Source organism: Streptomyces sp. NBC_01669 (assembly GCF_026339735.1).
GTDB lineage: Bacteria > Actinomycetota > Actinomycetes > Streptomycetales > Streptomycetaceae > Streptomyces > Streptomyces yanii.
This window is the reverse complement of record NZ_JAPEQG010000001.1, coordinates 2,920,714-2,940,914: the sequence shown is the minus strand read 5'-3', so window position 1 is coordinate 2,940,914 and position 20,201 is coordinate 2,920,714. Positions and strand designations below refer to the sequence as shown.

The 20,201-nt window shown below is 69.8% G+C and carries 13 protein-coding genes; 5 read left to right on the top strand and 8 right to left on the bottom strand.

Going from position 1 to position 20,201, the window contains the following annotated elements:
* Window positions 1-129: 129 nt before the first annotated feature.
* The 4 genes from OG972_RS12820 (at window position 130) to OG972_RS12805 (ending at window position 8,659) form a co-directional block, all read left to right on the top strand.
* On the top strand, window positions 130-4,002 hold the full coding sequence (locus tag OG972_RS12820; RefSeq protein ID WP_266981133.1) for an endo-alpha-N-acetylgalactosaminidase family protein: 3,873 nt from the start codon (window positions 130-132) through the stop codon (window positions 4,000-4,002).
* Window positions 4,003-4,216: 214 nt separating this feature from the next.
* Window positions 4,217-6,490 carry a polysaccharide lyase 8 family protein gene (locus OG972_RS12815; RefSeq protein WP_266990447.1) on the top strand — a complete coding sequence of 758 codons (2,274 nt, stop codon included), beginning with the start codon at window positions 4,217-4,219 and terminating at the stop codon, window positions 6,488-6,490.
* 318 nt (window positions 6,491-6,808) lie between these two features.
* Window positions 6,809-8,392 (top strand): acyl-CoA carboxylase subunit beta, encoded by a 1,584-nt coding sequence (locus OG972_RS12810; RefSeq protein WP_266981131.1) that lies wholly within the window; start codon window positions 6,809-6,811, stop codon window positions 8,390-8,392.
* A gap of 63 nt (window positions 8,393-8,455) precedes the next feature.
* Window positions 8,456-8,659 carry an acyl-CoA carboxylase subunit epsilon gene (locus OG972_RS12805; protein ID WP_266981129.1) on the top strand — a complete coding sequence of 68 codons (204 nt, stop codon included), beginning with the start codon at window positions 8,456-8,458 and terminating at the stop codon, window positions 8,657-8,659.
* 162 nt (window positions 8,660-8,821) lie between these two features.
* Here OG972_RS12805 and OG972_RS12800 read toward each other — a convergent pair whose 3' ends face one another.
* From OG972_RS12800 to OG972_RS12765, 8 genes are all read right to left on the bottom strand, one after another.
* Window positions 8,822-9,403: an ATP/GTP-binding protein gene (locus tag OG972_RS12800; protein ID WP_014048542.1), complete on the bottom strand. Its 582-nt coding sequence runs from the start codon at window positions 9,401-9,403 to the stop codon at window positions 8,822-8,824.
* The gene (locus tag OG972_RS12795) at window positions 9,384-10,031 is read right to left on the bottom strand and encodes a DUF742 domain-containing protein (protein ID WP_266981127.1); all 648 of its coding nucleotides are present in this window, start codon (window positions 10,029-10,031) and stop codon (window positions 9,384-9,386) included. The genes OG972_RS12800 and OG972_RS12795 overlap by 20 nt, the downstream gene beginning before the upstream one ends.
* 89 nt (window positions 10,032-10,120) lie before the next feature.
* Window positions 10,121-10,534, bottom strand: a complete 414-nt coding sequence (locus OG972_RS12790) for a roadblock/LC7 domain-containing protein (protein WP_030980891.1) — start codon at window positions 10,532-10,534, stop codon at window positions 10,121-10,123.
* Between the two features lie 10 nt (window positions 10,535-10,544).
* Window positions 10,545-13,751, bottom strand: a complete 3,207-nt coding sequence (locus OG972_RS12785) for a nitrate- and nitrite sensing domain-containing protein (RefSeq protein ID WP_266981125.1) — start codon at window positions 13,749-13,751, stop codon at window positions 10,545-10,547.
* A 359-nt stretch (window positions 13,752-14,110) separates the two neighbouring features.
* Complete coding sequence (locus OG972_RS12780) at window positions 14,111-14,692, bottom strand: ATP/GTP-binding protein (protein WP_072487286.1); 582 nt, start codon at window positions 14,690-14,692, stop codon at window positions 14,111-14,113.
* The gene (locus OG972_RS12775; protein WP_266981123.1) at window positions 14,673-15,080 is read right to left on the bottom strand and encodes a DUF742 domain-containing protein; all 408 of its coding nucleotides are present in this window, start codon (window positions 15,078-15,080) and stop codon (window positions 14,673-14,675) included. Before OG972_RS12775 ends, OG972_RS12780 begins: the two co-directional genes overlap by 20 nt.
* A gap of 133 nt (window positions 15,081-15,213) precedes the next feature.
* Complete coding sequence (locus OG972_RS12770; RefSeq protein ID WP_024495006.1) at window positions 15,214-15,627, bottom strand: roadblock/LC7 domain-containing protein; 414 nt, start codon at window positions 15,625-15,627, stop codon at window positions 15,214-15,216.
* A gap of 9 nt (window positions 15,628-15,636) precedes the next feature.
* On the bottom strand, window positions 15,637-19,368 hold the full coding sequence (locus tag OG972_RS12765) for a sensor histidine kinase (protein WP_266981121.1): 3,732 nt from the start codon (window positions 19,366-19,368) through the stop codon (window positions 15,637-15,639).
* Between the two features lie 579 nt (window positions 19,369-19,947).
* On the opposite strand from OG972_RS12765, the gene OG972_RS12760 reads away from it, so the two are divergent.
* Window positions 19,948-20,145 carry a hypothetical protein gene (locus OG972_RS12760; protein WP_266981120.1) on the top strand — a complete coding sequence of 66 codons (198 nt, stop codon included), beginning with the start codon at window positions 19,948-19,950 and terminating at the stop codon, window positions 20,143-20,145.
* The last annotated feature ends 56 nt before the right edge of the window (window positions 20,146-20,201 follow it).

Genomic DNA, 20,201 nt, shown 5'->3' with positions numbered 1-20,201 from the left:
AGTGAACGCCGCACCCGCCCCGCCTGCGCACGGTCCACTTGGACTTACGCATCGCGGTTGTTGGACTGGAGGGCCCCGCGGGGCCGTACGTCGTTGACGGTGCGCCGACACGGGGACTACTCAGAGCACATGTCGCGAAGATTCACTTCGGCGGGCGCTGCAGCCGCCGCCTCAGCCGCCGTCCTGGCGCTCGTGGGGACCGCACTCCCCGCCGCAGCCGCCACCCTGTCACCCGCCGCAGTCGGCACGGCCGTCCCCGCGGACGCCGCCGTCATCGGATCGCCGCAGCTCTCGGTCGCTGTCGCCGACGACTTCCCGCGCGTCCTGTCGTACACCGACCGGGCCAGCGGCAACCAGCTGTCCGGCTCCACGAAGCCGGTCACCGAGGTCACCCTCAACGGCACCGCGCACGCCGTGAAGCTCAAGGCCGCACCCGAGGTCACCGACACGACCGCCCGGTACACGCTGACCTTCCCCGATCTGCCCGGCATCGAGATCGACGCCTCGCTCTCGGTCTCCGGGCGCGCCACCACCTTCAAGGTGATGGCCGTCCGCGACACCGAGGCGTTCCGGGTCGGTACCATCGACATCCCCGGCCACGACCTGGTCTCCGTCGGCTCCACCGACGCCGGCGCCGCCACCGCGTTCACCCGGCTCGACCCGGACTCCACGCGGACCGCCGACGTCTTCGCCAAGGTCACCGCGGACAGCGCCGCGGACAAGGCGCCGGTCGGTGCCTCGTATGCGATCGTCAACACCGGCTCGCTCGCGGCGGCCATCGAGTCCAACTCTTCGTACGACAAGCCGTCCGGCGCCACCGGCGGCGACGACGCCCGGTTCTGGCACCAGGCGCGCAAGGCCGACGACGGCAGCGTCCGGGTCGGCGTCTGGTCCGGGCAGTGGACCTACCGCGGCGCCGGAGCACCGGAGCCGGAGAGCGGCGCGGACCTGCCCTGGGCGAAGGTCGTCGTCACACCCGACGCCAACGGCGACAAGACCGTCGACTGGCAGGACGGCGCCGTCGCGTTCCGCACCATCGGCGTGATCGCACCCGGCAGCGGAGACACCGCGGACCGGGTCGTCACCCACATCCCGTTCAACTTCGCCAGCCAGGCCACCCACCCCTTCCTGCGGACCCTCGACGACGTCAAGCGGGTCTCGCTGTCCACGGACGGCCTCGGGCAGATGGCGATCCTCAAGGGGTACGCCTCCGAGGGGCACGACTCCGCCCACCCCGACTACGGCGGCAACTACAACAAGCGCGCCGGCGGGCTGAAGGACCTCAACACCCTGCTGAAGGACGGCAAGAAGTGGGGCGCCGCATTCGGCGTCCACGTCAACGCCACCGAGGCGTACGCGGAGGCCAACGCCTTCGACGAGAAGCTCGTCGACAAGACGAGGCCCGGCTGGAACTGGCTCGGCCAGAGCTACTACATCGACCAGCGGGGCGACATCAACAGCGGCAACCTGGCCCGCCGCTTCCAGCAACTGCGCAACGAGACCGATCCCAACCTCAGCATGCTCTACATCGACGTCTACTACTCGCACGGCTGGGTCGCCGACAAGACCCTCCAGTCCGTGCAGAAGCAGGGCTGGAACGTCGCCACCGAGTGGGCCGACAAGTTCGAGCGCGGCTCGCTCTGGTCGCACTGGGCCAATGACCTCGACTACGGCGGCGCCACCAACAAGGGCCTCAACTCGCAGATCATCCGGTTCATCCGGAACAGCGAGAAGGACGTCTGGAACAACAACCCGGTCCTCGGTCAGACCGCCATCGACGAATTCGAGGGCTGGACCGGCGAGACCGACTGGAACGCCTTCTACGACAACATCTGGCAGCGCAACCTGCCCGCCAAGTACCTCCAGCACCAGAAGATCACCCGCTGGGACGGCAACGACATCACCTTCACCGGCGGTGTCCGTGGCACCGTCGAGGACGGCAAGCGGACCTTCTACGACCACGGCCGCAAGGTGCTGAGCGGCACCGACTACCTGCTGCCGTGGGACGGCGGGAAGAAGCTCTACCACTACAGCAAGTCCGGTGGTACGAGCAGCTGGACCGTGCCGTCCGCAGGGAAGTACACCGTCTACAAGCTCACCGACAACGGCCGGGTCAGGACCGGAACGGTCACGCCCGTCGACGGGACGATCACGCTGACGGCCACCGCCGGACAGCCGTACGTCCTCTACCCGGACCACGCACCCGCCGCCGCCGATCCGAAGTGGGGCGAGGGCACCCCGGTCGACGACCCCGGCTTCAACGACAACGGGCTCGACGCCTGGTCGAAGACCGGCATGGCCGCCCGCGACACCGACGGCCGGGGACGCAACAGCGCCAGGCTCTCCGGCACCGGCACGGCGGCTCTCTCGCAGAGCATCACCGGCCTCGAGCCCGGCAAGCGCTACACCGCCTCCGCACTGATCGAGGTCGAGCCCGGCAAGACCCGGCACACGACGCTCACGGCCGGCGGGAAGTCCGTCGCCGTGGACCGCTCGACCATCAAGGACAACGTCGCCGCGTCGGACTGGCACGGCACGTACTTCCAGCGGGCCAAGGTGAATTTCACCGCCCCCGCGAGCGGCCGCACCACCTTCCGCATAGGAGCGGCCGGGGGAAGCGCCGCCACCGTCCGGGCCGATGACGTACGCATCGTCGCGGACGCCCCGGCGACGAAGAAGAACACCGTCGTGTACGAGGACTTCGAGGACGTCGACCAGGGCTGGGGCCCCTTCCTCAAGGGCGACGCGGGCGGTTCCACCGACCCCCGTACCGTCATCTCCCAACTGCACGCCCCGTACACCCAGGCCGGCTGGAACGGGAAGCTCGTCGACGACGTGATCGGCGGCAAGGAGTCCCTCAAGGCCCACGAGGAGAACGGCGGGCTCGTCTACCGGACCGCGCCCTGGACCGTACCGATGGCCGACGGCCACCGCTACAAGGTGGAGTACGACTACCAGTCCAGCCACGCCGGTGCCTACGAGTGGGTCGACGGATACGACCGGATCACGGCCGACGGCACCCCCGACTCGGTCGAGACCCGCACCACGGCGATCGGTCAGCAGCGCACCACGGGACACTTCTCCGAGACCGTCACGGCGGGTTGTGGTGACACCTGGATCGGACTGCGCAAGCGTGACGACGCACCCGACGGTGCCGACTTCGTCCTCGACGGGTTCACCGTGACCGACCTCGGCGCCGCCCCGGCCGGTGAGATGGCCGCCTGCGGGACGCTCAGCGTCGACCCGGCCGCGGAGACCCTGGAGCCGGGCGTCGCAGGTGTCGTCGAGGCGAGCTTCACCAACTACGAGGCGACGCCGGTCACCGGCGTCTCGGTGAGCCTCACCGTCCCGGACGGCTGGAAGGCGGAGCCCGTGGGCGCGGTCGCCTTCGACTCGGTCGCGGCGGGCGCCAAGGTCACTGCCGGCTGGCGGGTCACCCCGCCGGTGGACGCCACGTACCAGACGTACCAGCTGAGTTCCGAGGTGTCGTACACGGTCGGCGGTGCGAAGCGGACTCTCGGCGCGCAGACGTCCGTGCGGACGCTGCCGCCGCCGCCCACCACGGACAGCTGGGCCAGCGACCTGGACTGGACCGCCGTCAGCAACGGCTGGGGACCGGTCGAGCGTGACCTCTCCAACGGTGAGACGGGCGCCGGCGACGGCTCCCCGCTGACGATCGGCGGCACCGTCTACGCCAAGGGCCTGGGTAGCCACGCCCCCGCGAAGATCCGCTACTACCTGGGCGGCAAGTGCACCTCGTTCACCGCCGAGGTCGGCGTGGACGATGTCCAGAGGAGTGCGGGCAGCGTGCAGTTCGGCGTCACGGCCGACGGCGCGGAGAAGGTGAAGTCACCGGTGCTGAGGGCGGCCGACACCGCCTGGTCGCTCACGGCGGACGTCACCGGCGCGAAGTACGTCGAGCTGGTCGTCGGGGACGGCGGCGACGGCAACGGCAACGACCACGCGGACTGGGGCAACGCGCGGTTCCACTGCGGGAGCTGACCGAGCGATCGGTGAGCAATGAGTAATGAGCAATGAGCGGTGAAAGGAGGCGGGGCCGGTCTCGGCCCCGCCCCCTTCCCGTTCCCACGGGCGCGTGCTGAACCGGCGGGCGCCCGGTCCGCACCACTGAGGTTCCGGAGGTCTTGTCGTGTCACTCCTGCCCGCCTGGTCCCGCCGTGTCTTTCTGGCCACCAGTACCGCCACCGCACTCGGCCTGGCCCTCCCCGGACAGGCCCACGCCGCCGCACCCGCCGGCGAGTTCGACACCCTCCGGCTGCGCTGGGTCGACCTCGCGCTCGGCACCGGATACGACGCCGCCGCCGAGCCCTACGCCTCTCGGCTCGCCGAGACCGGTGGACTCGCCGCGGGGTTCCGCGCCACCATGGCCCCCGCCGCGGCCTCCCTCTGGGCCGACCGTCCCTTCGACCCGCCGTCCGGCATCACCGCGAGCTACAGCCGCCTGTGGACCATGACCCAGGCGTACGCCCAACCGGGCACCGGCCACACCGGTGACACCGCGCTCCTCGCCGACATCGTCCGAGGCCTCGACCACCTCGCCGCGACGATCTACAACCCCGCCACCACCCGGTACGGCAACTGGTGGGAATGGCAGATCGGCAGCCCACGCCTCCTCATGGACATCGTCGCCGTCCTCCACGACCACCTCACCGAGGAACAGCGGCATGCCGCCTGCGCCGCGGTGGACCACTTCATCCCCGACGCCATGCTCGGCGACTACAGCGGCACGTCCACCGGCGCCAACCGCGTCGACCTCTGCCGTTCCGTCGCCCTGCGCGGCATCCTCGGCCGCGACCCCGTGAAGACCGCCCTGGCCCGCGACGCCCTCTCGCCCGTCTTCCCGTACGTGACGAAGGGGGACGGCCTCTACGCCGACGGGTCGTTCGTCCAGCACACCTGGGTCGCCTACTCGGGAACGTACGGGCAGGTCATGCTCGACGGCCTCGGCCGGCTCTTCGCGCTGCTCGCCGGGTCCAGCTGGGCCGTCACCGACCCCAACCGGCAGATCATCCTCGACAGTGTCGAGCACGCCTACGCGCCGCTCATCCACGACGGTCTGATGATGGACAGCGTCAACGGCCGGGCCATCAGCCGGGGGCTGCTCAAGAGCGACGAGCGCAAGGTCACGCGGAGCGACCATTTCCACGGGCAGGGGCTGATCGCCGCCATCGCGCTCCTCGCCGGTGGCGCCTCGGCCGCCGAGCGCGACCGGTGGAACGCCATGGTGAAGGGGTGGATCGAACGGGACACCGTCACCCCGATCCTCACCGCGCCGCAGTTCGGCGTCGCCGATCTGTCCCGGCTGGCAGCCGTCGCCGCCGACACCGTCCCCGCCGCCCCCGAGCCCGTCGGGCACACGCTCTTCACCGCCATGGACCGGGCCGTGCACCGCCGCCCGGGCTGGGTCGCCAACCTCTCCATGGCGTCGGAGCGGATCAGCTCGTACGAATGCGGCAACGGGGAGAACCCGCGCGGCTGGCACACCGGGGCCGGGATGCTCTACTGGTGGCAGGGGCGTTCGGGAGGCGACCAGTACACCGACTGGTTCTGGCCGACCGTCGACTGGTACCGCCTGCCCGGCACCACCGTCTCGACCAAGCGCCTCGCCGACCGCGCGGGTGGCGAATGGGGCGAACCCCGGCCCGCGGTCCAGTGGGTCGGCGGCACGCACGACGGTGAGTTCGCCGCCGTCGGACAGCACGTCAAGGGCCTGGGATCCACGTTGCAGGCCCGAAAGTCCTGGTTCTGCGCCGCCGATACGGTCATCTGTCTCGGCGCGGGCATCAGCGCCGCCGACGGGGTCCCGGTCGAGACGATCGTCGACAACCGCAACCTCGGTCCGGAACCCTCCGCCGCGTTCACCCTCGACGGCGGGGACCGTCCGCGCTGGGCGCACCTCGACGGCCACGGCGGATGGGTGCTGCCCGGCGGCGCTGCCCTGCGGACGCTGCGGGAGGCCAGGACCGGAGCCTGGTCCGACATCAACACCACCAGTTCCACCGAGCAGCGCACCCGCCACTGGCAGACCCTCTGGCTCGACCACGGCACCGACCCGACCGACGCCACGTACCTCTACCTGCTGATGCCGGGCGCCTCCCGCCGCACGCTCGCCGCCCGCGCGGCGGACCGGCAGTGGCTGACCGTCCTGGCCAACACCGCGGACCGGCAGGGTGTCGCCGTCCGGTCGCTGGGGCTCACCGCCGCCAACTTCTGGCAGCCGGGCACCGCGGGCCCGCTCTCCGTCACGGCCCCGGCAAGCGTGCTCGTACGGGAGGGGCGTCACTCGACGACGGTGTGCGTGAGCGGACCCGACCGGAGTGGGACGCCCGTGGACGTGGTGTGGGAGCGTCCGGTGCGCGAGGTCGTCTCCGCCGATCCGGGGATCGAGGTGCGTGCCACCGGCCGCCGCCTGGTTCTGCGGGTCACACCGGGTACGGCAGGCGCCAGCCTGCGCTGTGAGGTCCGCTAGGGCCTTTCCTCCGGATCCCGCCGGGCTCCCTGATCCGGCGCGACTCGAAAGAGGAATGGCCCGAAAGGCCCTGGGTCGACGGGTCCGGACCGCCGCTCCTGCGTGCGGTACGCACAAACGGCCCACACGCCCGGGGTGACGGGCTTGTGCCGTACACCACAGTCCCGCTTTGTGGAGCTCTCACAAAGCGGGACCGCATTCCCCTGGTGGTTTGCCTGCATGGGGCAGGGGTTCTGTCCGGCTCCACCAGGAAACGGGTCAGGAGACTGTACGGAGTCGACGGCAGGATTTTCTTGGTCGGGTTCGTAGGGTCGATACATGACCGTTGTGGACGAAACCCCGGGCGAGCCGAGTGACACCCGTGGCCGGGTGGCCGAACTGCTGGCGCTGCGCGAGCAGGCCCGGCGCGGACCGAGCGACCGGGCGACCGAGGCCCAGCACGCCAAGGGCAAGCTGACGGCGCGTGAGCGCATCGAGCTGCTCCTGGACCCGGATTCGTTCAAGGAGGTCGAGCAGCTGCGCCGGCACCGGGCGACCGGGTTCGGCCTGGAGGAGAAGAAGCCGTACACCGACGGTGTCATCACCGGCTGGGGCACGGTCGAGGGCCGCACGGTCTTTGTCTACGCACACGACTTCCGGATCTTCGGCGGCGCACTGGGCGAGGCCCACGCCACCAAGATCCACAAGATCATGGACATGGCGATCTCGGCGGGCGCCCCGCTGGTCTCGCTGAACGACGGCGCCGGCGCCCGCATCCAGGAGGGCGTCAGCGCGCTCGCCGGATACGGCGGCATCTTCCAGCGCAACACGCGAGCCTCCGGCGTCATCCCGCAGATCTCCGTGATGCTCGGCCCGTGCGCGGGCGGCGCGGCCTACAGCCCCGCCCTCACCGACTTCGTCTTCATGGTCCGCGAGACCTCCCAGATGTTCATCACCGGACCGGACGTCGTGAAGGCGGTCACCGGTGAGGAGATCTCGCAGAACGGCCTCGGCGGCGCCGATGTGCACGCCGAGACCTCGGGCGTCGCGCACTTCGCGTACGACGACGAGGAGACCTGCATCGCCGAGGTGCGGTACCTGCTGTCGATGCTCCCGTCCAACAACCGGGAGAACCCGCCCACCGTGGCGAGCGACGACCCGGCCGACCGGCGCGGCGACGTCCTGCTCGACCTCGTGCCGGCCGACGGCAACCGCCCGTACGACATGCACAAGGTCATCGAGGAGCTCGTCGACGACGGCGACTACCTGGAGATCCACGAGCGCTGGGCCCGCAACATCATCTGCGCCCTGGCCCGGCTCGACGGTCAGGCCGTCGGCATCGTGGCCAACCAGCCGCAGTCCCTCGCCGGTGTCCTGGACATCGAGGCGTCGGAGAAGGCGGCCCGCTTCGTTCAGATGTGTGATGCATTCAACATTCCCATCATCACTCTTTTGGACGTACCCGGCTTCCTGCCCGGCGTCGATCAGGAGCACGGTGGAATCATTCGGCACGGTGCGAAGCTGCTCTACGCGTACTGCAACGCCACGGTGCCGAGGATCTCGCTGATCCTGCGCAAGGCCTACGGCGGTGCGTACATCGTGATGGACAGCCAGTCCATCGGGGCGGACCTGACCTACGCGTGGCCCACCAACGAGATCGCCGTGATGGGCGCCGAAGGTGCCGCCAACGTCATCTTCCGTCGGCAGATCGCCGACGCCGAGGACCCGGAGGCCATGCGGATCCGCATGGTCAAGGAATACAAGGCCGAACTGATGCATCCGTACTACGCCGCAGAGCGCGGCCTGGTCGACGACGTCATCGACCCTGCCGAGACCCGCGAGGTGCTGATCGCCTCGCTCGCGATGCTCCGGTCCAAGCACGCCGATCTGCCGTCCCGCAAGCACGGGAACCCCCCGCAGTAACCGCGGCTGCCGCACCGCCCCGCACAGTCCGCCACATACTGCCGAAAAGACGGAGACACATCCATGAGCGCTGTTCCTGCCGAGTCCGTGCTGCGCGTTGAGAAGGGTCTTGCCGACCCCGAGGAGCTGGCCGCCATAACCGCGGTCCTGCTCGCCCGCGCCGCAGCCACGTCCGCCGCCCCGGCCCACAGGGGCCGTACCTCCGCGGGCTGGCGCCGTCTGGAGCGCACCCCGGGCTTCCGCGCCCCGCACTCCTGGCAGGGCTGAGACCCCCTGTCCTCGATCGCCGGACGGGCTTGATTCCAAGCCCGTCCGGCGATTCGTTTCAGCCCGTCCGGCGATCGAGGACACGGCGTGGCCGAAGCCCCGCAACGCGGAAGGCCCCGCACTCCCGGAGGAGTGCGGGGCCTTCCGCATGGCTGGCGGAGACTACCGCAGGCGGGCCATCAGCGCATGCTCGACCAGGGTGATGAGCGCGCTCTTGGCATCCGCGCGGTGGCGGGCGTCCGTGGTCAGGATCGGGGTGTCGGGGCCGATCTGCAGGGCCTCGCGCACCTCGTCCGGTGTGTACGGCTGGTGTCCGTCGAAGCCGTTGAGGGCGATGACGAAGGGCAGGCCGCTGTTCTCGAAGTAGTCGACGGCCGGGAAGCAGTCGGCGAGACGCCGGGTGTCCACCAGGACGACGGCGCCGATCGCGCCGCGGACCAGGTCGTCCCACATGAACCAGAACCGGTCCTGACCGGGGGTACCGAAGAGGTACAGGATCAGGTCCTGGTCCAGGGTGATACGGCCGAAGTCCATGGCCACCGTCGTGGTGGTCTTGTCCCCGGTGTGTGTCAGATCGTCGATGCCCGCGGACGCGGACGTCATCACGGCTTCGGTGCGCAGCGGGTTGATCTCCGAAACGGCACCGACGAACGTGGTCTTACCCACGCCGAAGCCCCCTGCCACCACGATCTTCGCGGAGGTAGTGGAGCGGGCTGCTCCGCCGCTAGAGCTTGCGAAGTCCACTGAGCACCCTTTCGAGCAGTGTCACATCTGGCTGGCCGCCGGCGGACTCGTCGCCGCCGGGCTGATGGATGGCGACGAGTCCGGCCTCGGCCAGGTCGGCTACGAGGATCCGGGCAACGCCGAGGGGGATCGAGAGAAGCGCCGAGATCTCGGCGACCGACTTGATCTCGAAGCACAGCCGGCAGATCCGCTGGTGCTCGGGCAACTGCCCTTGCAGCCGGGACGGATCGGCCGTGGTACTGACCAACGCCTCAATGGCGAGCTGGTAGCGCGGTCGGGTCCGGCCGCCGGTCATGGCGTACGGACGGACCAGCGGGTTGTGCGCCTCCGGCGCGGCGGGCTCGGCGGCCCGCCGCGGCTGCACCGGCTGAATCCGGGGCTGCTGGGGCGCGCCCAACCGGTGCGGCCGCTGAGGGTGCTGCGGCTGCTGGGGCCACCCACCGTCCTGGGCCTGCGGCCACCCGCCGCCCTGTGCCTGCCGGGGCGGATACGGCTGCTGAGGCGGCTGATAGGGCTGCTGCGAGCCCTGTCTGCTGGGCGTGGAGGGGAAGTTGAAACGATTGTCCCCGTGCTCACCCGGTACCTGCTGACCACCGTCGTACTGGTGTCCGCTTGGGGGTGTTGCCACGTTTCCTCCTCCGACTGCCGGTCCCGGTCCCAGTGGGGCCGCGCCAACGCACCCTATGGCGCGGTGGCGCGAAACGCACCGTCTGTCTATTAGTTAAGAAGACTTCCCTGCAGTTCGGCACGGAGGTCGGGTGTGAGGACAGTGCCCGCACGGTCGACGAGAAGTGCCATTTCGTACCCAACCAGACCGATATCGGCGTCCGGATGTGCAAGAACTGCCAGCGAAGATCCGTCAGAGATGGACATGATGAAGAGGAATCCGCGCTCCATCTCCACAACGGTCTGGTTCACGGCGCCGCCCTCGAAGATCCGCGAGGCGCCCGCGGTCAGCGAGGTCAGACCGGAAGCAACGGCCGCCAGCTGGTCGGCACGGTCGCGCGGGAATCCCTCGGACATGGCCAGCAGGAGTCCGTCGGCGGAGACCACCACCGTGTGCGACACCCCGGGGGTGTTGTCCACGAAGTTGGTGATCAACCAGTTGAGATTCTGCGCCGCCTGGCTCATCGGGCTCACACTAACGCTCCTGGTTGTAGGTATTACTTGCGTCCGAACCAGCGTTACGTCCCCGCTGAATGCCCCGGCGCAGGTTGCTCAACCTGCCCCGGACGTCCTCAGGGGCGCGGGAGACCTGAGGGCCACCCTGCTGGGTCTGCTCCGCCGTGCCCTCGACCAGATTGGCCTTGGGCACCCGCCGGGGAAGTCCGGACGGGGTGACCCCGCCCGCCTTCGGCTCCCGGAGCTTCTCGGCCCGCTCCCAGCGCTCGTCGTTCTTCGAGCGCCAGTCGTCGGAGCCGTTCCCGTCCTGCTGCGCGGGCGACGGCCGCTGCGGCAACTCCTGCTGCTGCGGCGGCTGCTGCTCGGCTGGGACGGGCTGCTCGTTTCCGCGGCCGGTGGGCTGCCAGTGCTGCTGACCGCCCCGGCGCGGCAGACCGGCATCGGTCAGCTCGTGGCCGGCGTTCGGGGTGGGACCCGGACGGTCGAAGCCTACGCGCTCCTGCGGCTCCGCGGGAGCGCTGGGGACAGATTCCGGTTCAGCCTGCGGTGTGGGCTCGTACGCATCCTGGTACGTGCCCTGATCTGCCCACTCTTCCTGGTGGGGCTGGGCTGCGAACTGTTCGTCGTAACCCTGCTGAGCGCTCTCCGGGGTGGCATATGTCGCCTCCGGATAGCCGTTCTGCGGTGCGTAGTCGGAGTGCTCCGGATAGCCGGTGCCGCCGCGGTACGGGTCGTAGGAACTGTCGTACCCGGCCTGCGCGTACTGCTCCTGGCCCTGCTGCGACTCCTGTGCGTACGGGTCCTGCGCGTACGCGTCCTCGGTGTACGCGGTGTCCGAGAAGGAGGCGTCCGCGAACGGGTCGTCCGCGAACTGCGGGCGCTCACCGCCCGTCTGGGCCTCCAGCGCCGCCCGGCGCTCCTCACGCATGAGCGAGCGGCCCACCGGGTCCAGCTGCGCGGCGTCGGCCGGCTGCTCGTACCGGGAGTCGTCGAAGCCGAGCTCGGCCGCCGTGCGCAGCCGGGGCTGCTGCGGCTCCGGCTCGAACGACGTCTGCTGCGGGATGATCGAGGAGACGGTGAAGTCGTCCTGAGGGCCGACGGAGCCGAGGCCCTCGCCCCCGCCGCCGTGGGTGATCGCGTCGGGCAGCATGACCAGCGAGGTGGTTCCGGCCTGTTCGCCCGAGGGGCGCAGCTGGACCCGGATGCCGTGCCGGTCGGCGAGCCGGCCGACCACGAAGAGCCCCATCCGCTGGGAGACCGCGGCGTCCACGGTCGGCGGGTTGGCCAGCTTGTGGTTGATGTCCGCGAAGTCCTCGGCGGTGAGGCCGATGCCCTTGTCGTGGATCTCGACCATCACGCGGCTGTCCGGCAGCCGGGTCGCGGTGACGCGGACCTTGGTCTGCGGCGAGGAGAACGTGGTGGCGTTCTCCAGCAGCTCGGCAAGCAGGTGCACGAGGTCGGTGACGGCCTGACCGTGGATCTCGGTCTCCGGGACACCGGAGAGCTCGATGCGCTCGTACGACTCCACCTCGGAGGAGGCGGCCCGCAGGACGTCGACCAGCGGAACCGGCTGGTTCCAGCGGCGGCCCGGCTCCTCGCCGGCGAGAACGAGGAGGTTCTCGCCGTTGCGGCGCATACGGGTGGCCAGGTGGTCGAGCCGGAAGAGGCTCTCCAGCTGGTCCGGGTCGGCCTCGTTGTTCTCCAGGTCGGTGATGAGGGTCAACTGGCCCTCGATCAGCGACTGGTTGCGGCGCGACAGGTTGGTGAAGATCGCGTTGACGTTGCCCCGCAGCATGGCCTGCTCGGCCGCGAGCCGCACCGCCTCGCGGTGCACCTGGTCGAAGGCGCGGGCGACCTCGCCGATCTCGTCCTGGCTGGTGATCGGAATCGGCTGGACCCGGGTGTCGACCCGGCCCGGCTCGGTCCGCGACAGCTGGTCGACCAGCATCGGCAGCCGCTGCTCGGCGATCCCGAAGGCGGCGGTACGCAGCTGGCGCATCGAGCGGCTCATCTGGCGGGCCATGAGCCCGGCCAGGACGAACGCGGCCAGCAGCGCGACCAGCACGATCGCGGCGTTGACGATGGCGTCGGTCTTGGCGCTGGACGAGATGTCCGCGGCCTCGGTCACCGCCTTGTCGACGAGCTCCTCCTCGACCGTGGTGTAGCCGTCGAACTTGGCGGTCGCGGCGGCCATCCAGGTCTCGGGCGTGATGCCCTTGGCAGCCAGCTTCTCGGGCGACTTGCCCTGGCCGATCTGCTGGGCCATCCCGTCGAAGACCGAGCCGTCGATGCTGGGCGGCGCGACGAACGGCACACCGGCCGCGTCGGCCTGCTCCTTGGCGGTCTTCAGCCTCTTCGCACCCTCGGCCGCCTTGGCGGCCATGACCTGCTTCAGCCGCGCGGAGTCGGCCTCCGTGCCACCGGAGACGAACTCGCCGAGGGCGATCTGCTCCAGGTAGTTGTACGAGCCGAACGCCTTGACCTGGGCGTCGAACTTGGGGCCCTCCTGGCTCGGGCGCACCAGCAGGTGCATACCGATGGAGCGCTGAAGCGATTCTGCCGCCTTGGCCAGCTCGATCGCGTAGACCGTACGGCCGTAGCTGGTGATGTTGCCGGTGCCGAGGCCGAGCTCGTTGCAGAACTCCATGAGGGAGTGCTGAACCTTGACGTAGCCCTCTTCCGTCTTCACCGGGTCCATGGCCTCGGCGTAGGCGGCCTTGCGCAGATCGGGGAGCTTGGGCTCCTCCTGCTTGAACAGCTGGAGACGGCGGTCCAGGCCCTGCTTCTTCGGCATGTCCTTCACGGCGTCGTCGAACTTGGCCGCGGCGGCGTCGGTGGTGGCACGCACCTGGGAGACGACCGCGGCGTCACGCTTGTTCGACAACAGGGACTGCGCGGAGAGGTCACGCTCGTTGAGCAGTGCCTGCCCGTACTCCGAGGCCGCGCGGACGATCAGCGCGGTCTTCTCGGCGTCCTGGGCCTCTTTCCACGTGTCGATCGACCCCTTCACCTGGAAGCCGCCCATGACGAGGCCGACCAGTACAGGGATCAGAAGGATCGCGTTCAGCCGGGTGGGCACCCGCCAGTTGCGGGGGGACAGCCGGCTGGTGCTGCCACCGGCCGGTGCCTGTTCGGACACATCGGCGGGTGACGCCGCGGTGCGCGGCGGCGGGGTGAAATTGCCCCGCTCCGGCTGAACTGCGGAGCCCTTGTTGCTACGCCTCACTCGACCAACAACCTCTCGGCGTCGGCACCTACGCTGTGCCGTTTTTCGTTCAGGGCCGTACTACTCGGGAGTTTCGTCGAATTGCAGCACGGGGACCGGCCGCGTTCCAAACACTCGGAATAAGCCATTCCGAGTGGTCCAAGCCGCAGATAAAACGGGCATAAAGAGCGAGCCCCGTCAAAAGGCGGGGCTCATGTGAGCACAGTGATACCGGCCGAACGCATCGGGTGTCGAAGCCGGGTCAATTCTCTGTCGAAACGTTATGAACACGGGGGTGGATCGTGTCAAAGGACACAGTCCACCCCCGTGTGACTACGGCAACTGCCGTATGCCCATACCGACTTGCGGAGAGCTTTCGGCTACTTCAGCCGGGCCATCAGCGCATGCTCCACGAGCGTGATCAGACCGCTCTTGGCATCCGCGCGGTGGCGGGCGTCCGTCGTGATGATCGGGGTGTCGGGGCCGATCTGCAGGGCCTCGCGCACCTCGTCCGGTGTGTACGGCTGGTGTCCGTCGAAGCCGTTGAGGGCGATGACGAAGGGCAGGCCGCTGTTCTCGAAGTAGTCGACGGCCGGGAAGCAGTCGGCGAGACGCCGGGTGTCCACCAGGACGACGGCGCCGATCGCGCCGCGGACCAGGTCGTCCCACATGAACCAGAACCGGTCCTGACCGGGGGTACCGAAGAGGTACAGGATCAGGTCCTGGTCCAGGGTGATACGGCCGAAGTCCATGGCCACCGTCGTGGTGGTCTTGCCGCCGGTGTGTGTCAGATCGTCGATGCCCGCGGACGCGGACGTCATCACGGCTTCCGTACGCAGCGGGTTGATCTCCGAAACGGCACCGACGAACGTGGTCTTACCCACGCCGAAACCGCCCGCCACCACGATCTTCGCCGAGGTGGTGGCCCGGGCCGCACCGCCGCTAGAGCTTGCGAAGTCCACTGAGCACCCTTTCGAGCAGTGTCACATCCGGCGCGCCGCCGGCCTCTCCGTTGCCCGGCTGGTGGATGGCCACCATGCCGGCTTCCGCCAGGTCCGCGACGAGAATCCGGGCCACACCGAGCGGCATCGACAGCAGCGCCGACACCTCGGCCACCGACTTGACCTCACGGCAGAGGTGGCAGATCCGCTGGTGCTCCGGGAGCAGCGTCGCCAGATGCGCCGGGTCGGCCGTGGTGGAGACCAACGCCTCAATGGCGAGCTGGTAGCGCGGCCGGGTCCGGCCGCCGGTCATGGCGTACGGACGGACCAGCGGCTGGTCGCCTTCACCTTCGTACGACGCGTGGTGCAGTGCGCCGTACGGATCGGGTGAGGCGGGTGGCGGGGTCATGAATCCTCCGGGCGTGACAGCAAGGGGTCGGCTTGCCGTCTGAAGGGGCCGGTGGGGGGTTGAAACGGCCGGACGGGCGAGGGTTGGAGTGCGGTACCTGGGTCAATCGTGTCGGTCACCGGTTCATCGCCGCCTAGTGGAGCAGGCTGCCCTGGAGTTCGGCGCGGAGGTCCGGGGTGAGGACCGTTCCCGCGCGGTCGACCAGGAGGGCCATCTCGTACCCGACCAGACCGATGTCGGCGTCCGGGTGGGCGAGCACGGCCAGTGAGGAGCCGTCCGAGACGGACATCAGGAAGAGGAACCCGCGTTCCATCTCGACCACGGTCTGGCTGACAGCGCCGCCCTCGAAGATCCGGGAGGCGCCCGCGGTCAGCGAGGTGAGCCCGGAGGCGACCGCCGCCAACTGGTCGGCGCGGTCGCGCGGGAATCCTTCGGACATCGCCAGCAGCAGGCCGTCTGCGGAGACCACCACCGTGTGGGACACCCCAGGGGTGTTGTCCACGAAGTTGGTGATCAACCAGTTCAGATTCTGCGCGGCCTGACTCATCGGGCTCAACTAACGCTCCTGCTGGTGAGTGGGGCCGAGTGGGAAACTGCCGGTCGACTGGCCGTTGTTGGCCTGCCGACCCTGCTGGATACCCCGGCGGAGATTGGTCAGGCGCCCGCGCACGTCATCGGGCGCACGCGAAACCTGAGGACCGGACTGGTGGTTCTGCTGCTGGGCAGTGCCCGGCACCAGATTGGCACGCGGCACCCGGCGAGGCAGTCCGGAAGTGGTGATTCCGCCTGCTGCGGGCTTCTTGGCCCGCTCCGCCTGCCGTACGAGTTCGTCGTTCGGCGAGGCACGCCAGGAGCTGGTGGTGCCGGTGTCGCCCGCGCCGCGGCGCGGCATGGGGGGAGCGGAACGCTCAGGGGCGGACTGCTGAGGGGCGCCCGGCGCCTGCGGCTCGGCGGGCGGCTGCTGGCCGCCCTGCTGCGGGCCGTGGAACCAGTTCGTCTCCAGCGTGTCGTACAGCGGCGTACGACCGTCCCCGGGACCAGCCGGAGGCAGTGCCTCGGGCTGGGGCTGGGGCGGCAGCACCGGGCGGTACTGCGCCTCGGGGGCGGGAGCGGCGGCCGGACGCGGCGCGCCGAAGTGCTCGGCGTCCCGGCCGCGCTGACGCGGCCCGGGCATCCCCTGGTTCTGGGAGGACTGCGGGACACCGAAGTCCGGGCGGTCGAACTGCGCGGTGCTCGCGGGGTCCTGGTACTGCGGAGCCGGGGCCGAGAAGTCCGGCCGGGCGAACTCGGCGGTGGAGCCGGGCCCCTGCCGGTCGTCCATCGGCGGGCGCCGGTCCATGGACGGATTCATCGGCCGCTGGAACTGGCCGGTGGACTCGGGCTCCTCGTGACCGCGCGGGGCGTCGAGCGGAGTACGCCGCGGGACCGACGGGTCCTCGGTGCCCCAGCTGGTGGTCTGCGGGCGCTGCTGCTGCGGGTTGCCACCGGGCAGCTCGGCACGCGGACCGCCGACGGGCGGCAGCTGACGGCCGGGGTTACCCGGACCGCCGGGCCGCTGGAAGCCGTCCTCGCCGTCGGGAGCGTTGTACCGCGGCTGCTGCGGGGCCTGCCGGGCACCCGGACCGTTCTGCTGACCGGGCTGACCGGGCTGACCGGGCGGCCCCGGCCGGTTCTGACCGAACAGGTTGGCCTGACCCGACTCCGTACGACCGGAATCGCCCTGGTCGCCGCGGGCGCCGGGCCGGGCACCGCCGCCGAAGGCGCCGGAGAGCCCGCCGCCCTGACGCGGCGGCTCCTGCCGCGAGGTGTCCTGAGGGCCGGTGTGCGACAGCCCGGCGCTCTGGAAACCGGCGTTCTGCTGGTCCTGTTGGTTCGGCTGGCCATGCTGAGGCTGCTGGTTCGGCTGCTGGCGGGGACCGTTGTCGCGCGCCGGCAGCGCCGCCCGCGGACCGGAGCCCGCACCGACCTGCCCGCGCTGTCCACCGGGAGTCGCGCCGAGACCGCGCGCCGGGGCGGCGGGAGCGCCGCCGAGGCCCGGACGGTTGCCGTTGCCCGCACCGTTGCCGCCGGCGAGCAGACCGCCCGGGGCGGACTGCTGCTGACCCGGCGCCTGCTTCGCGGCCGGCTGCTTGCCGCCGTGCGCGACATCGACGGGGAGCATGACCAGTGCGGTCGTACCACCGGAGTCGGACGGCCGCAGCTGGATCCGGATGCCGTGACGCAGGGACAGCCGGCCGACCACGAACAGACCCATGCGGCGGGAGACCGAGACGTCGACGGTGGGCGGCGACGCGAGCCGCTCGTTGATCGCCGCGAGGTCCTCGGGGGAGAGGCCGATGCCGGTGTCGTGGATCTCCACCAGCACCCGGCCGTCGGGCAGTGCGTGACCGGTGACCCGGACCTTCGTCTGCGGCGAGGAGAACGACGTGGCGTTCTCCAGCAGCTCGGCGAGCAGGTGCACGAGGTCGTTGACCACGCGGCCGGCCACCTCGGTGGCGGGCACCGCGGCCAGTTCGATGCGCTCGTACTGCTCCACCTCGGAGGCGGCGGCACGGAGCACGTCGACCAGCGGGACGGGGCGGGTCCACCGACGGCCCGGCTCCTCGCCCGCGAGGACGAGGAGGTTCTCGCCGTTACGGCGCATACGCGTCGCGAGGTGGTCGAGCTTGAAGAGCGAGGACAGCTGGTCCGGGTCGGCCTCGCGCGACTCCAACTCGGAGATGAGCGAGAGCTGACGCTGGATGAGACCCTGCGAACGCCGCGAGAGGTTGGTGAACATCGCGTTGACGTTGCCCCGCAGGAGGGCCTGCTCGGCGGCGAGGCGGACGGCCTCGCGGTGCACGTCGTCGAAGGCCGAGGCCACCTGGCCGATCTCGTCCCGGGAGTGCACACCGACCGACTCGACGGAGGTGTCGACGTCCTGCGGGTCCGACTCGGAGAGCTGCTTGACGAGTTCCGGCAGCCGGTCCTGGGCGACCCGGGTCGCGGTGTCCTGCAGTCGCCGCAGCGAGCGGATCATGGACCGGGCGACGACGAAGGCGCCGACCAGGGAGACACCGAGCACGAGCAGGATGAGCGCACCGCTGATGATGGCTTCGCGCTTCGACTGGTCGCGGAGCTCGCGGGCCTTGCCCTCCATGTCGCTGAGGAGGGTCTCCTCGATGGTCTTCATCGCCTGGATCTTGGTGGAGCTCTGTTCGTACCAGTCGAGGTACGAACGCCGTTGCGCCCCCGCCATGCCTTGGGGGGTGTCGAGCACCTTCTTGGCGTAGGTGCTGGCGGCCTTGATCTCCGGGTTGCCGTTCTCCAGCGTCGCCGTCAGCTGGGCGGCGTTCTGACCGGTGGTTGCGTAGGTCGACTCGAACGAATTCATGGCGGACGCCTCCTTGCGGAGGGCGGTACGGCCGAACTGCTGGTCGTTCTCGTCGAGATGCGACCCCTTCAGGCTGCCGCCACCGCCCGGCAGCGCCGCGGCGATGATCGCCCGCTGGACCGACGCGTACTCCTTGGCGGAGGAGAAGGCCGCCAGGGCACGGGTCCGCTTGATCATCTCGGGGTTGCTGGTCGCCTGCGCCATGTCCTGCGAGAGGCTCAGCAGCGAGGTGATCAGCTGGCTGTACTGGTCGACGGTCTGGAGGCTCGGGCTGCCGTCCTCGTACGCCGTCTTGCGGATGTCGCGGATCTGACCGAGCTGATTGGCGATCTGGTCGACGCTCGCCTGGATCGACGCCAGGGCGTCGTCGCCCTCGGTGTCGCCGATCGCGTTCGTCGCCTGCAGGAAGGCGGTCTTCGCCCGGTCGGTATTCTTGCGCGGCTCGGTGACCTTGAAGTCGTCGGCCTTCACGCCGTTGGACAGCGGACCTGCCGACTTGTCGCGCTCCTCCTGGAGCTTCTGGGCGAGGTTGGTCGCCTGCTTGGTCATCTGGGTGAGCAGCTGCATGTGGTCCAGCTGCTGAATATCGTTCATGGAGTCGTTGATGCGCAGACCACCCAGGGTGGTCGCGGCGACTACCGGAAGAGCGAGCAGGGAGACCAGGCGCGTACTGATGCGCCAGTTGCGCAGAGCCACGCGCGAACCCGTGCTGACGGGCCCCCGGGGCTTGAGCGGGGCGACCGGGTCGGTTCCGCTGTTCGCCGTGGCACCTGAGCGCGGAGCGCGGTCGCCGTTGTCGCCGGCCGCGGCCGGTCCGGGGTTCTGGGCGTGCTGGGGCGAGGAACCGCGGTCGGTCCCGCCGCGCGGCTCCTGTTCCGCCGCAGCGCTGCCATCCCTCTTGAAACGTCCCTGCACTAGCGTCGCAACCTCTGGACCAGGCGTCCCTCCGCGTAGACGGGTGGGACGGTGTCGGCGTCGTGGGGCGTTGTACCCGCCCCATGGTGGTCGTGAGTGACCGGCGCTCTTCCCCTTCCCGCCGCCACTCGGCGCTGCGTTGCGCCCCCTGCGCGCCGGCCTGAAACCCGCGGCGGTGCGTGGAATTCCAGCACAGTGCCGGATCTCCAACAAGGCCCGCGTACCGGGCTGTGACCTGGGTGACGCGTTGTGATGGATGCGTCACAAGCCGTGGAGAGTGTTCATGGTCAAAGCGGGCGTTAGAGGGCGAAACAGGTGGGAGTGTGGAGTGTCCCAGTCGAGATGATCGGGAGCGGAATGATTCATTCAGTGATGCAATGTCCGTTTCCCCGACCTCGAGCGACCGCCCGAAATGACGTAATTGTCAACGCGTTCGTGAGCAAACTCACATGATGATCGCCGTCTCTTCCGCGGGTCCGGAGGGAATTGGATGTTTAGCCTGGCGCTTTACAGGGATGGCAAATCCGACAACCGGCGCCCCTCCGGGCGGCGCCCGTACCGACAGGGTCCGAACGGCAGATGAAGACGACGATGATGTTCCGCAACATTGCCAACCCCCGGCGCACCACGCTGGCGCACCTCAAGGACGCCGAAGCGCTGCAGACGCCGGAGCAGCCGGAGCACGCCGTCGACCTGCCGACACAGACGGCCAACCCGCGTCGCACCGTCCTCATGGTGGCCCCGGCGGCAGCAGCAGCCGCCTCGACCGCCGGGTAATGGGCGCGGTTGTCCCCCTCACCCGCGTTAGCCTGGAGCGTCAGTCTTCAGCCAGC